Source organism: Psychromonas aquimarina ATCC BAA-1526 (genome assembly GCF_000428725.1).
GTDB classification, from domain to species: domain Bacteria; phylum Pseudomonadota; class Gammaproteobacteria; order Enterobacterales; family Psychromonadaceae; genus Psychromonas; species Psychromonas aquimarina.
In genome coordinates, this window is the sequence record NZ_KE386793.1 from 307,686 (window position 1) to 321,760 (window position 14,075).

Genomic DNA, 14,075 nt, shown 5'->3' on the forward strand with positions numbered 1-14,075 from the left:
GGCACAAACCGCCTTATTTTTTTCTGACATTATATATTAACTATGCAGCTTCATAGACATAATAACGGATTTATCGGGTTAGTTTTTTAACCACTTTTAGATGTTTGGGATTGATGACATCTCTATTTTGAGTAACTTTTCTACATTATTAACTTTCTGCTGCCACAGCAAAGAGCTTCATTGCATGCTATTTTTATTGCATAACAAGAACATATTATTGTTATCGGTATATGGAGAAATTTAGTGTCAAAGATAAATCCGGTTGAAAAGGAGCAAAATACCGCTCAGCAGCTGCTTGAACTGGTAGGCAAGCTTGCCAGCGAACTTCATCCAGGCAGTCAGCTGCAGCAGACTGTAATTTTAACCTCTTTATTAGATCGTGATCTGGGGTTTGACAGCTTAGGACGGGTTGAACTGATCCACCGTGTTGAACATACCTTTGGCGTCACACTAGCAGATAATACCTTTGCCGCTGTGGAAACAGTGGAAGACCTGCTCAAAGCGCTGTTAACCAACCAGGGCGGCAAACAAATATTTGATCATGAGGTATTAGCGGCCCTGTCGGGGGCGGAAGTTGACGAAGCCCCGCATAATATGAAAACGCTCGTTGATGTTCTGCAATGGCACCTGCAGCGGCACCCGCAGAGGCAGCTTATAGAGATATATAAAGACAGCGGCCGCGGCGAAATGATTACCTATAGCCAATTGGCGGCAATGGCAAATAAAGTCGCCTGGTGTTTGTTAGATAAACAACTTTCACCAGCAGCTAAAGTAACCTTGATGTTACCAACCAGTCCTGATTATTTTTTCAGCTTTATGGGCGTACTTATAGCTGGTGCTATACCCGTGCCTATTTACCCGCCAATGCGCCTGAACCAAATCGACAGTTATATTCGACGTCATCAAACCATTTTAAAAAACTGTCAGGCTGAAGTAATGATCACCACCCCTGAAATCCAGCGTTATTCAACCCTGCTAACCTCGTTAATACCTAGTTTAAAACATGTGCTCACGATAAACGACTTTGCAGCTTATAGTGAGCAACCGGTAAAAATGGCCATAGCCGAAGATGACATCGCCTTTATTCAATATACATCGGGCTCGACTGCCGATCCAAAAGGTGTGCAGCTCAGTCACCGCAATCTGCTGGCAAATATTAAAGCCATGGGCGCTGCTACCAAATTGACTTCAAAAGATATATTTATCAGCTGGTTACCGCTTTATCATGACATGGGACTTATTGGGGCCTGGCTGGGAATGTTTTACTACGCGGCTCACCTGGTGGTGATGTCACCACTGGAATTTTTAGCCAGACCACAACGCTGGCTATGGGCGATACATCGTTATCGTGCCACTATTTCAGCAGCCCCTAATTTTGCTTACGATCTTTGTGTTCATCGTATTGCAGAAGAAGAACTAAAAGGATTGGACTTAACGACCTGGAGAGTGTCCTGCAACGGCGCAGAGCCTGTTATTCCAGATACGGTACGCGGATTTTGTAAACGCTTTGCTGAATACGGCTTTAACCGCGAAGCTTACTGGCCGGTTTATGGTTTAGCTGAATCTTCCGTTGGCCTGGCGTTTCCAAAGCCGGAGCGCACTCCGTATATCCAGAGAATTGACCGTAATCATTTTACTAAGCAGGGCAGGGCTGTTCCCGTTGATGCTAGTGATAAAAACGCGCTGGAATTTGTCTCTTGTGGTGAAGCTTTGTCTGCTCATGAGCTGCGGGTAGTAGACGATATGGATATCGAGCTTCCCGACAGGCAGCAGGGGCACCTGCAGTTTAAAGGAGCATCTTCCACTATAGGGTATTATCGCAGCCCGGAAAAAACAGCAGAGCTGTTTCATGGGGAATGGCTGGATACTGGCGATCTGGCGTATTTCGACGAGGGACAGTTGTACCTGACAGGCCGCACCAAGGATATTATTATCCGCGCAGGACGCAATATTTATCCCCATGAAATAGAAGAAGCCGTGGGAACAATTGCAGGGGTTCGCCGAGGCCGGGTTGTCGCTTTTGGCTGCAGTGAGGCGGTAACGGGCAAAGAACGTTTAATCGTACTGGTGGAAACCCGGCAAACCGATCCGCAAAAACAGCAGGAGTTACGCCGGCAAATACTGAATATCTGTGCCGACATTGTCGATCTACCTCCCGATGAAATCGTGCTGGCACCAGCAAATACCGTTTTAAAAACCTCCAGTGGCAAACTCAGGCGCAGCGCATGTCGTGAACTTTATTTAAAAGGAAAAATAGGAAAAAATCCTTCGCCGTTGTGGTGGCAGCTTAGCAAAATTGTATTTGCAGGGATGCAAGAGCAGACAAAAAAACTTCTGCGCAATATTAATACAATGGCTTATGCCTGTTATGCATGGATGTTATATGGACTGCTGTCTATCAGTGTTTCCTCGTTACTATTACTCTTACCAACACAAAGTACTCGACAAAAATTAATAATTTATGCCGGTAAATTTTTAGCATGGGCCAGTGCCACACCAATAACAGTCAGTGGTATTGATAAACTTTCTGCCGACAAGTCATATATTTTTGTGAGCAATCACAGCAGCTACCTTGATGTTTATATTATGGTGGCCTCCATCCCGTTACCCTATCGTTTTGTCGCCAAAGCCGAACTGGCAGATAACAAGTTATTTGCCCTGCTGCTTAAGCGCATAGGTGTAGAGTTTATCGAACGCTTTGATGTTGAAAAAAGTGTTAAAGACGCCGGCCGGCTCGGCAAAAAAAAGGGCTCGCTAATGTACTTTCCAGAGGGTACCTTTACTCGTAAACCCGGCCTTGCTCATTTTCATATGGGCGCTTTTTTAGCCGCTGCAAAAAGTCACCGTCCAGTTGTACCCATTACTATTCACGGCTCTCGCTCTATGCTTAGAGAGTGTGACTGGTTTCCGCGCAGAGGGCGCATAAATGTAATTATTGGTGATCCCATAGAAGCCGAACCGGGTGATGATGACTGGCATATAGCAGCGCGATTAAAAGACAAAGCGAGAACGGAAATATTATCTCATTGCGGCGAGCCGGATTTGGAAAGAAGCTAATTATAGGGCCTTCTCTGCCGCCAGCTGACCAGCAGCAAGGTCAACGCGCATTAGCAGGTAACCACCGGCAAGGAAGAGCAGTACAATAGACAATATGCCGATCCGGTTGCTTCCGGATAACAAAGTGATCCAGCCCACCAGTACCGGGCCAAGCACCGCTGCGAATTTACCCAGCATATTGTAAAAACCAAAGAACTCCGCGTTTTGTCCGGCAGGGATTATGCGGACATACAGCGAACGACTGAGAGACTGTACGCCTCCCTGGACCAGCCCGATAATCACGGCCAATAGGTAAAACTGCCATGCAGCATGCATGAAGACACTAAACAAGGTAACACAGATGTAAACTGCTAACGCAAGCAGGATCCCGTGCTTACTGCCCACGCGCTCGCCGATCTGGCCGAATGCAATCGCCGCAGGAAAGCCTACAAACTGGGTGATCAGCAGTGCGGTAATTAGATCACTTGAAGCCAGTCCAATCGATAGGCCATAGTCAACCGCCATTCGAATGATGGTATCTACCCCGTCGATATACAGCCAGTAGGCCGTCAGAAACAAAAAGGTTTGTTTTAGGGCTCGGATCTGCTTGAAGGTATGGTACAGCTGATTGAAGCCGTTTTTAACGGCTGCAGCAGCAGTGATTTTGTTAGCGGTCGGTTCATGGACAAACAGCAGCAAAGGCAGGCTGAACAACAGCCACCATAGCGCAGTACATAAAAAGGCTACCCGAACTGCCTCACTGGCATCAGCGAGTCCGAAAATTTCAGGCTCCAGAGTCATCCAGACGTTAAGTGCAAAGAGCAGTCCCCCCCCAAGGTAACCGAGGCCAAATCCCAAGGCCGATACTCGATCTACCGACTGCTGCGGACTGACGACGGATAACAGGGCGTCATAGAACAGGTTGCCGCCGGAAAAGCCGACCACGCCGGCGATATATAATAACGAAGCCAGAAGCCACTGCCCCTGCTCCACCCAGTATAGCGCCCCGGTCATAACCACTCCCAGGCAGGCGAAAGTCAGCAAAAAGCCCTTGCGTCGTCCCATTTGGTCGGCAACGGCTCCTAAGATGGGGGAAATTAATACCACGATTAAACTAGCACTTGAGTTGATTATCCCGAGGTGATAAGTGCTCTCGACAGCAGGTACTTCTGCCGACCAGTACTGCTTGAAGAATATCGGGAAAAAGCCTGCCATCACTACCGTAGCGAATGCGCTGTTGGCCCAGTCGTAAAATGCCCATGACCAGACCGCACGTTTATTTGCAGACATAGGAACGCTCGCAAGTTGTCGGGAAAGCTAGTTCGGCTGCTGGCATATGGGGGTCGTTCAAAAATGTCATCTACGCACTCCGCTGGTGAATGTTCTTTTGATAATTACCTATCGTTACTCTTGTTAGAGTAACTGGAAAATAAACATAGTAACAAAAAGCGAAAATCCAATAACCATTGTCCTAGTATAGGACATGCGCAGGCCCAAAGCTTGGGGGCTTGTGTAAAATGAATTTTTCTGGAAGTTTAAATGCATGCAGCTGCAGCCCACATCTGAAGGGGGTAAGTGAATTTAACAGCAAATTTGTAGTTTTGTGAGGCGCTTTACGCTTACAAATGAAAGTTATCGACTTTAGATTAGTTAAGGAGAGCGGCAAAGTGGACAGTAATATCGACTATGACATGATTCCGCCTAGATTATTCAGCAGTCTTAAAGGCGTTTATACCCGTACCACTCGAAATGCAAAAATCAGCAAATCGAGAGGTGAGCAGATTCTAGGCATGAAGTTGAAGATCTAACGGGTTAAATCAAGACTTCATAACAACGAAAATGCTCACCTTTCGGGGAGCATGCTCGAAAGGTCACTTATGCTGCGCCTTGCCCTGGTGTCCTCCTGATAAATGTATTTTGAATGGCAGCGGGTACAGAACAAGCGCCTTGAGCCGTGAGTTCTTATCGTTCTCTTAAATATGGCGTTTAATTTCATCGAACTGCTGTTTATCAATTTCGCCTTGTGCAAAGCGCCTTTTCGCTATCTCTAATGCGGGATCCGATGAGCTTTTCTCTGCCCGCAGGTGTCGAATTAACCACACAACAGCTAATATAATTAAAATCCAGAATATCAGTGTAGATAATCCCATACCGAATCCCATTCCGTGCCAGCCGAACATATTACCTCCTAAACATTGTGTCATACTCATTGTGCATCACCTGTCTGCTGCTGTGGCGCATAGGGACAGTTAATATTGCGCTGCATGTTTGCTTTTCTACCCATTCCCGGCTGCATCCGGCCTGCCGGTTGTGAATCGGCGGTTTGTCTCGGGCAGTTTACATTGCGCTGCATCTGGTCTGCTGGTTGTGAACCGGCAGACAGCCTCGGACACTGCATGCCTGCCTGTCTGCACATTCCCGGCTGCATCTGGCCAGTCTGCTGTGTATTGCCCGACATTCTCGGACAGTTTACATTGCCCTGCATAACCCCGTTGTGGTACTGCTGATTCATATGCCAGCCATGGTGTCCGCGAGCGGCCGCTGCTGCCGGCAGTGATAAAGCAATAATGAATGCCGCTATTAATGTTTTAGTTTTCATAATTTATCCCTCCTCTGTTGTTCCTGCCTTAATTAAAGCAAATAATTGCCGGCAAAGTGTGCCGCAAATCTTTTACTTTATTTCAAAGTGTGTCAGTGTTTAAAACTGACATACTTTGAAACACTTACGCACTGATACTGGTGTATAGTGAAGACATATAGAGAACAATAGAGCTTAATTTATGGAATCAAATAATCGGATTTTAGTTGTCGATGACCATGCTGATATCCGCAATTTACTGAAACGTTTTTTAACTCAGCATGGATATCGTGTTCAGACTGCCGGTGATGGTCATGAAATGGAAACATTTCTGAAGCACAACAGTGTTGATTTGATTGTGCTTGACTTAATGATGCCCGGTAAAGACGGGCTGACTTTATGTCGGGAGCTGCGGGCTGTATCGAATGTGCCGGTGATCATGCTCACGGCACTTGCCGAAGAGTTAGATAAAATTGTCGGATTAGAATTAGGTGCTGATGATTACTTAGCAAAACCCTTTAATCCACGAGAGCTTCTTGCCCGCATTAAAGCGGTATTAAGAAGGCACTACAGTATACCGGCCGCATCCAGTGATGTACCCGAAGCTGATTCCCCGGTCAAATACCTTTTTGCATCCTGGTCATTAGATATCACCACTCGAGAGCTTTTTAGTCCTGATAACTGTTTGATTTCGCTAACCTCAACCGAGTTTTCATTATTACATGCATTTGTCAGTCACCCGCATGTTGTACTTAGCCGCGAGGTTTTATTAAATTTAGCTAAGGGGCGGGGAGGGGATGTTTATGACCGCTCCATTGATACTTTAATCAGCCGCCTGCGTAAAAAAATTGAAGCAGATCCGAAGAAACCCTGTTTTATTAAAACCATCTGGGGCGGCGGCTATCAGTTCAGCTGTGAGGTTGAAAATGTCTGACTGGTTTAAAAGCAGAAGTTTACTGCAGCAGATTAGTTTGATTATGGTATTGGGCTTTAGTATCGGGACCCTGCTGACTGCGCTGTTAGTGACTAATGAGCGGCAGCAGAATATCAGCAGTATTTCCAGCTCAGTAACAGTAAACCGTGTACTTGCTTTGGTAGAAATACTGTCAGGGGTGCCGGAGACACTGCACAACAATATCATCGAGGCCAGCCGGGGCTCTGATATGCAGCTGTCTATTGCTCTGCAGCCAATGGTTTCAAAGCACAGGTTATTAAAGCTTTCTAAATCACAGCGGGCACAGTTTGCCAGGCTGCAGGCCGTTGATGTTCGCCTTCGAGCGGTCAACCGTCAACACGGCAGCGGGCATTCTAATAAGGCACATTCTAGAGGGCGGCACGGCGGAAGAGGGATGCAGGGCATGCACCGACAGTCTATGGGTTATCTGCCGGTAGTTTCCGGTTCTGTGCAGCTGGGCTCTGGAAAGTGGCTGAATTTCACCTCTTCGATTGAAGAAAAATCACTGCAGTGGTCATGGTATCTGCTCCTGTCATTATTATTTATTGCTGTTTTAACTACTTTGCTAATGTTATGGACAATAAAGAACTCCTTAAAACCGGTAAAAGATCTTGCTGATGCGGCTGAGCGCATGGGCACACACCGGGATTTTACGCCTCTTAAACTGGATGTGCCTAGTGATATTAAGCCGACGATTGAGGCATTTAACAAAATGCAGCAGCAGCTGCAGGAATACATAAATGACCGTACTAAAATGATGGCGGCCATTTCCCATGATTTACGTACTCCTATTACCAGTCTGCGCCTGCAGTTAGAGTTTATCGAGGACAGTGAAGATAAAACGAATATGCATAATACGCTGCTGAATATGGAAAAGATGATTGCCGCCACCTTGGCGTTTGCACAGGACCATGTCAATCTTGAAGCGCCGCAGAAGGTGAATTTAGACAGTTTAATTCAGACAATTGTTGATGATTATCAGGATCGTAATATAAAAAATATAAAGTATGATGAAGACGGTATAGGCAGCTGCCGCCTTCCTCCTATTAATCTGCGTCGTATGATGGAAAACTTAATTAACAACAGCCTGCAGTACGCAGGGGAGCAGGCCTGTATTTCTGTGTTAAGCAGGCGCGCTGCTGATAAACTGATTATTCAGGTACTGGATAACGGGCCGGGTATTGCTGCAGACAAGCTGCAGGAAGTGCTCAAACCTTTTGTGCGTTTAGATAAAGCGCGTGATACTAATGCGTCGAGTGTGGGTTTAGGTTTAGCAATTACCCGTTCGCTTATCCAGGCATACGGCGGTCAGTTAACCTTAACTAACCGGCCTGAAGGTGGTTTGTGTGCCGAGCTGATGTTTCCGCTTATCACTGACCGGGAAAAGCTTAAATAAAATTGGGCCCGGCGCTAGTGCCGCCGGCCTTTTCTATCCTGCCCCTCCATGTGACCAGGTCAAACAGTATGTGGTGCAAAACAAACTAATGTTTTGTTTATTGTTTAATCAAACGCTTTGTTCTCTTTGATTTTCCCTTCACAATTTCAAGCTGTCTAATTATGTGCATTGCTGAAAATAATACCTAATTATATCAATGCCTTGCAGCCTAGTCCGAAATTGTTTGTTAGCCCGTCCTTTAGGAAATCACTATTTTTCACTTTTATTCACGTTATTTCACTCTCTTTATAGGTAGTTTTGCTGTTATTTTCGTCTTTAACTGCAGCATTTATTCTGTAGTGATTTCTGGTGATTATAAATGATTTTAAGTGATTAAAATGACATCCAAAAAAGGAATATAACCATGAATAAATTCAAACGCTCGTTATTAGCGCTTTCTATAGCAGGGTCAATGCCGGTCGCCGCATATAACGCTCCTGCCTCGCCGACTGTCTACGGAGCGGAAGACGCAGTGCTTACAGGGGCTGTGTTAAAAAATAACCGTCAGGGGTCTGGCTATACAGGCGGAGCATACATTAAAACAGAAACAAGAAAAGGCGACGTGATCACCTGGACGCTGGACGTACCGAAGCAGGGCGATTACCAGCTGAGTTTTCGTTATGCCAGTAAAAATGATCGTCATATGCAGTTAAGTGCCAATGACAGTGAAGCAAGTACTTACCAGTTCCCGGCAACGAATAACTGGAGAACCTGGAAACAGAGTGAAGCAGTTACTTTTACTCTGGAGCAGGGCGAGAATACTATTAATCTGGAAACATTAAGATCGCTGGGGCCTTATATTGATAATCTGCAGGTGACGTTTGTGCCGACTCCAAGTGATGAACTGCTTGCTCAGGCAGAAGGGCTTTATCAGGATATATCAATAGAGCTGGATAAACTCGGCTCTGCACATGTTAACAAAGTTATTCCGAAAATATTTCCGGATCCGGTTAACTACAATCCAGGCCGTTATTCTACCTTTGTTTACCTAGATCAGGCTGCCAGCTTGTGGAATGCACCTGCTTTGCCGATAATCTCTGGAGATAAAACTAAACGGGCACATGCAGCCGTATACACTGGTGGAGAGAATAAAGTGGCTGTTTTTGCCGGTGATGTTTTTAAATATCTGGCCGCGCCGAATTTTAATAGTCTGATCAACTGGATTGTTGAAGATGATCAAGGTCAGACAGCAGACACCTTGAGCGTTGCAGTCTTAGGCGGCTACAACGGCTCACAGATTAAAAACTGGGCTGCAGAGCGCGACATAACATCCAGCCAGCAGGCCTTAACTGAAATTGATCCGCAGCAGTATATTGATCTGGTTGTGGTTAAGTCCAGTGCAGATGCCGCCTCGCTGCAGATGCTCCAGGAGCGTTTGACTCGTTTCCCTACAACTAACGTACTGCTCTACCATACCCAGAGAGAGTCCGGTTCGGCTCATCTAAAAGAGTTCCTGGCACAGTTCGGCATGAGTTTTAACGGTCGTGCTAACTATTATGATCAGGACCAGGTGGTAGAGTTGTCTGCAGAAGAGCAGATCAATCGCGCGCTGAATGATCCGCTATACGTAGAGCTGGCCGCAGTTGAAACCGCGCTAACTAATATGGCGGCCAAGACGGATAGTTTTGAACTTACTGACGGTAATGATGCTAATTTCGCCGAACTGTACGGCACTGGTATTGCGTCGATTGCGGCTAACCAGAAAGCGGTTGAGTATCCTGACAGCCCGGCTAAGCTGCAGATGCTGTTTACTGAGCTGGCGCAGGTGAAAGCGGATCTGGCACCGCAGCCGCTGGCGCTTGAACGCGTTGATAAACAAGCATTTATAAACCGCTATTTTGCTAAAAATGTGCTTGCTTTGGATTCTACAATCTTTGAAAAAGTATCTTTATTTAGCCTTGCCAGCGGTTTTAGTGATATGGCGGAAAAAGCGCTGCTGGACAGAGATGTGAAAAACTTCACTGACAGCGATCTTATTTACGATGATTTAAACAAGGCATTTTCCCTGCTGCCTAACGCGCAGGCAGCACAAACGATTGAATATATTTTTCCTGAAACAGTAAATTTCAATCCGGGAAAAAACGCTCGTTTTATGGAGCCTCTAGCCGTTGAATCTGCCTGGGGACCGAACTCTTTTCCATTGATTGTCGGTGAGAAAAACTCAGTATTTGCTTCTGCAAATGCAGCTCCGGGTAAACGTTCGGCGGCTTTCGGGTATGAACCGCTGAACCGCCTAGATAAAGACACTGTTTCTCAGCTGATGAGCTGGTTAATGAACACCTCGCTTACGCAGCTGAAATGGGAAGAGGTGACGGTACTGATTGCCGGTAATAACGGCGGGACTAAAAACCATCTTAATGCCTGGGCTGACCAGCAGAATATCCCGTTGAATGCGGTTTCCTGGCAGGAGTGGCAGGAAGGGACCGAGCCGGATCTGATTATAATGCAGACCAGTCAGAATGAAACCTGGGCAGATCTGGTAAGCCGTCAGCATCAGTTATTTCCTGACGTACCGCTAATGTTTACTCATTACGGCAGTTGGAACTGGAAGTTAAGCGAACAGGCAAAACAGATCGTGAGCGATTTTGGTTATCGCTCGTCTGGACATAACTACTATCGAGAAGATAAGAGTGTATGGGAGAACAGTACGCAGATGTTAAAGCTTGCCTTAAATAAATTATCAGATGATGAACTTGATTCTGTGCAGGAGATGTTCGCAAACCTGCAGCATGACTCTTTTAATTTCACTCTGAGTGAAGGGCAGAGCCCGGCTTATCAAGCTGAATTTGTGGAGCCGATGGTCTATTTGAATGCCAGTATTGCGCAGCTTAATGAGCTGGCTGTTGATTCATTCGCCGCTGATGGTTTTGATGCGATCAGTCTTATTCATCTGCTCCGCGACAGTTATGCGCTGCAGCTGGATGACTCGATAGCTATCGATGTTCAGCACCAGCAGTCATTCCTGCAAAGTCAGTTGCTGGACAGTATCAGCAGTGATGTGCAGACCGCTCAAAGTGCACAGGTTGAAGCTAAGAATATTACTTATATTACTGAAGATGACGGCAGCGGTGTGGGAGACTTCTCCTATATCAAACCGCGTCCTGATTCCGATGTAATGCAGCTGGCATTAAGCACGGGGGATATCAGCGCGGTTGATGATATTGATGAACTGCATGCACAGATCAGCAGCAGTATTGATAACAGTATGCGTTTAGAGCAGGCGCAGGAAGCGGCTGATTTTATTTTTGACGGCGAGCTGCTCGATGTACCTGCATCGGCTACTGCTAATTTTATTGAGCCGAATGTATGGGGCTCTGCTGTTCCTGCTTTCCCGCTGGTAATTGGTGATAAAAATCAGATCCTGGCGGCCGCCAGCATTGCTAATGACAGACGCTCTTATACTGCGGCTGCCGGACTGGAGTGGCTGTCGGATGAGAGTTTTTACCGCTTAATAAAGTGGCTGACCAGTAAAAATGATACGCAGCTGTCCTGGATCCCGCTCTCGGTCATGTCTGTCGGTAAAAATTCTGCTGATCTCAGCGGCAGTGCTGGTGAGGCACCGCTGCAGATTAAAGAGGTGCCTTTCAATAAATTTACCCAGCCGGAGCTTCTGGTGATCGGCGGTAAAGGTCTCTATGAGCACGAAGTAGAAGACATTCTGGAGATGATCCACACATATCCGGAAATGCCGGTTATCTTCACCAATAACAGCCAGTACAAAGGCTCTGATGTTTTGGTTAATCAGCTGCTGACTGAGCTGGGTTATGTTTACGGTGCAAGTAATAAAAAGATCGGTGATACGGCAAATGCTTATAATCCTGACGATTTATCAGATCTGGCCCTGCAGAGTCCGCTGTACAGCTCACTGATTAAATTTAAAGAGCTCAACAGCAGCCTGCAGAATGAAAGTTATGATTTTGTACTTGCAGAAGGTAAAACACCTGAATTCCTGGAGCAGTTTGACAGTTTAGTGAAAACCTTAAGAAATAAGCTGACCGCCAGTGATGTGAAGAATGTTCCGTTATTCCAGGATAAGAACAGCTCTGATATGCTGAAATCAATGGTTTTATTAGGTGATGTCTACCGCACGCAGATAGTTTATCGTTTATCATCCAGCGCGAGTGACCAGACCCCCTGGCTACGGGCGTGGTTTGCTGATCATACGGTATATTACAACCGTGATTTAGCGCCGGCGCAAAATGATCTGGGCAACTTTGCAGAGCCTGTAGATTCTGCTTATCTGCAGGAGACATACCAAAGTGTACTGCAGCCGCGAGCGGGCGTAAACTGGCATCCGACCGGCGCTTATGCGCATCCCGGCGTCCCCTTTACGGTTGAACTGGGCAGTGATGCCGAGCAGTCAGTGAAGGTATTTATGAATACCATGCGCACCGGCTCAACCAAAGAGTGGGGAACTAAGTACCAGCGCCCTAAATACTTAAGATCACCTGCTTTTACAGTTAATCCTGGTGAAAAACTTACCTTAACTTCGCCGTACGGCGGGCCGGTACAGATTAACGGAGCACTGCAGGAAGAAGTTGAGCTTAACTTCACTAATGTCGGTCAGCACCTGATCGGCACCATGGATAATATCAATACTTTTAGAGCTGATTTAGCGGCGACACCGTACAGCTGGGTGTATTACGATGTACCTGGATTCCAGCTTTACTCGCAGCGTCAACATATGGTCAGGACAGTTGAAGACTATTATAAGGGGGATGTGCAGAAAATGGTTGACCGTATTCTCGATACAACGGTCGGCTCTGTCGATATGTTAGGCGGGTTTGTCGGCAATGGTAATATTCAGCATAGCCCTGCGGTATTAAAAATATGTGAAGAGAAAGGGCTTAACTGCCTTAATGAAAGCTGGCATAAACGTTCTATTACGCAGCGTGCCAACCATGACTTTGCTTCACACTGTGGTTCTGGTTGTTCAGGCAACCCTTACGATTCTGCGGGATACTTTAGAGCAGACGGCTGGCTTGAAGGGCATGAAATAGGGCATAACTTACAGATCGGCCCGCTGAAGATTTACGGCGGAATGTCGACTGAAGTTTCCAATAATATCTTCCCTATGCATATGCGTAAGTTTAACAACAGTAATTCGACTAAAACAGCTAAGCAGATGCCTAAGATTTTTGCCTGGATGCAGGAGGGGCAGAATAGTGAAGATCCGACTGCACATGTGAAAAGTCTGTTGTGGACTATGGGCGATATTGACCAGTTAACCTTATATATGCAGATAGTCTATGCAGCTGAGTATTTAGGGTTAACAGATAACGGCTTTGATGCCTTCACCCTGCTGTATCTGCATTCAAGGGAGGTGAGTAAAACACCTGACTGGCTGGCGAATAAAGACCGTTTAGGTATGAGCCTTTATGAATCAAGACCACGTCTAGGCGGTAATGATTTTATGGTGATCAGTCTGTCATTCTTAACAGGTAAAGACTGGCGCGAGCAGTTCTCTGCCTGGGGGATTGAAGTGTCGGAGACTGCCGCTGCTCAGGTTGAAACTTATAACTTAGAATCTCTTGGTAAACATTTCTATGTGCCTAGAGACACTATGCCGTTCCAGCCTTTTGAACGTACTATACCGTTAGACGGTAAAACGCCCTGGCAGTAACCGCTGCTGTAAAACTCTTTACTAATAAAGGGTAAATCTGCTGCAGGGAGGAAACTCCCTGCATTTTCAGCTCCTGAGCAGTTTGATTACCCTGTCTTTCTACGTCGTTCAATAACCCCTCTTATCTATAATCTCTTTAAAGTTCCAGGTGCAGGCTGAGCTGCCTGCGTTAAGGATGATCTAGTTCGCTGACGATCTGCCTTAATTTCATTTTCTAAATAAGATAGAAACTTTGCAGCCGACAAAGTTAATGGCAGTGGCTTGAAATTAATAAAAAGAAGTTAAAAGAGATTTATTCTTTTAATTTAATTAAGCTCCATGCCGAGTTTTTTATAGGAAAGCGCTGTTATAGGCTCAATGGTTCCGATAGCTAAATCGGCGGCGATCTGTTGAGTGTATTGTTTAGATCAACTGACGGATAAATTAAACGTTTCCGGTTATCGGGCAG

General features: G+C 46.0%; 8 protein-coding genes. 5 read left to right on the forward strand and 3 right to left on the reverse strand.

Translation table 11 applies throughout. The features are described 5' to 3' along the window. The first annotated feature begins 243 nt into the window (after window positions 1–243). Window positions 244–3,057, forward strand: coding sequence for an AMP-binding protein (locus G337_RS0124805; RefSeq protein ID WP_084605628.1), 2,814 nt, complete (start codon window positions 244–246; stop codon window positions 3,055–3,057). Here the strand turns inward: G337_RS0124805 and G337_RS0124810 are convergent, their stop codons facing one another. Beyond that, window positions 3,058–4,326, reverse strand: a complete 1,269-nt coding sequence (locus G337_RS0124810; protein ID WP_028866236.1) for an MFS transporter — start codon at window positions 4,324–4,326, stop codon at window positions 3,058–3,060. A gap of 335 nt (window positions 4,327–4,661) precedes the next feature. On the opposite strand from G337_RS0124810, the gene G337_RS0124815 reads away from it, so the two are divergent. Further along, a complete protein-coding gene (locus tag G337_RS0124815) occupies window positions 4,662–4,844 on the forward strand; it encodes a hypothetical protein (RefSeq protein ID WP_028866237.1) in 183 nt (60 codons plus the stop codon). Window positions 4,845–5,009: 165 nt separating this feature from the next. Here the strand turns inward: G337_RS0124815 and G337_RS0124820 are convergent, their stop codons facing one another. Both G337_RS0124820 and G337_RS0124825 read right to left on the reverse strand, forming a co-directional pair. Beyond that, on the reverse strand, window positions 5,010–5,246 hold the full coding sequence (locus G337_RS0124820; protein ID WP_051303618.1) for an SHOCT domain-containing protein: 237 nt from the start codon (window positions 5,244–5,246) through the stop codon (window positions 5,010–5,012). Beyond that, window positions 5,243–5,635 carry a hypothetical protein gene (locus G337_RS0124825; RefSeq protein ID WP_028866239.1) on the reverse strand — a complete coding sequence of 131 codons (393 nt, stop codon included), beginning with the start codon at window positions 5,633–5,635 and terminating at the stop codon, window positions 5,243–5,245. The genes G337_RS0124820 and G337_RS0124825 overlap by 4 nt, the downstream gene beginning before the upstream one ends. A 181-nt stretch (window positions 5,636–5,816) precedes the next feature. On the opposite strand from G337_RS0124825, the gene G337_RS0124830 reads away from it, so the two are divergent. The 3 genes from G337_RS0124830 to G337_RS0124840 all read left to right on the forward strand — a co-directional run bounded on the left by G337_RS0124830 (window position 5,817) and on the right by G337_RS0124840 (window position 13,627). Beyond that, window positions 5,817–6,548 (forward strand): response regulator, encoded by a 732-nt coding sequence (locus G337_RS0124830; RefSeq protein WP_028866240.1) that lies wholly within the window; start codon window positions 5,817–5,819, stop codon window positions 6,546–6,548. Beyond that, window positions 6,541–7,965, forward strand: a complete 1,425-nt coding sequence (locus G337_RS0124835) for an ATP-binding protein (protein WP_037028598.1) — start codon at window positions 6,541–6,543, stop codon at window positions 7,963–7,965. The genes G337_RS0124830 and G337_RS0124835 overlap by 8 nt, the downstream gene beginning before the upstream one ends. Before the next feature lie 403 nt (window positions 7,966–8,368). Beyond that, complete coding sequence (locus tag G337_RS0124840; RefSeq protein ID WP_028866242.1) at window positions 8,369–13,627, forward strand: ImpA family metalloprotease; 5,259 nt, start codon at window positions 8,369–8,371, stop codon at window positions 13,625–13,627. Window positions 13,628–14,075: the final 448 nt, after the last annotated feature.

What these genes read in the sequence shown, in the direction of transcription:
- G337_RS0124830 (WP_028866240.1), top strand. Translation starts at nt 5,817, where the DNA reads ATGGAATCAAATAATCGGATTTTAGTTGTCGATGACCATGCTGATATC.
- G337_RS0124825 (WP_028866239.1), bottom strand. Translation starts at nt 5,635, where the DNA reads ATGAAAACTAAAACATTAATAGCGGCATTCATTATTGCTTTATCACTG.
- G337_RS0124840 (WP_028866242.1), top strand. Translation starts at nt 8,369, where the DNA reads ATGAATAAATTCAAACGCTCGTTATTAGCGCTTTCTATAGCAGGGTCA.
- G337_RS0124835 (WP_037028598.1), top strand. Translation starts at nt 6,541, where the DNA reads ATGTCTGACTGGTTTAAAAGCAGAAGTTTACTGCAGCAGATTAGTTTG.
- G337_RS0124810 (WP_028866236.1), bottom strand. Translation starts at nt 4,326, where the DNA reads ATGTCTGCAAATAAACGTGCGGTCTGGTCATGGGCATTTTACGACTGG.
- G337_RS0124815 (WP_028866237.1), top strand. Translation starts at nt 4,662, where the DNA reads ATGAAAGTTATCGACTTTAGATTAGTTAAGGAGAGCGGCAAAGTGGAC.
- G337_RS0124820 (WP_051303618.1), bottom strand. Translation starts at nt 5,246, where the DNA reads ATGAGTATGACACAATGTTTAGGAGGTAATATGTTCGGCTGGCACGGA.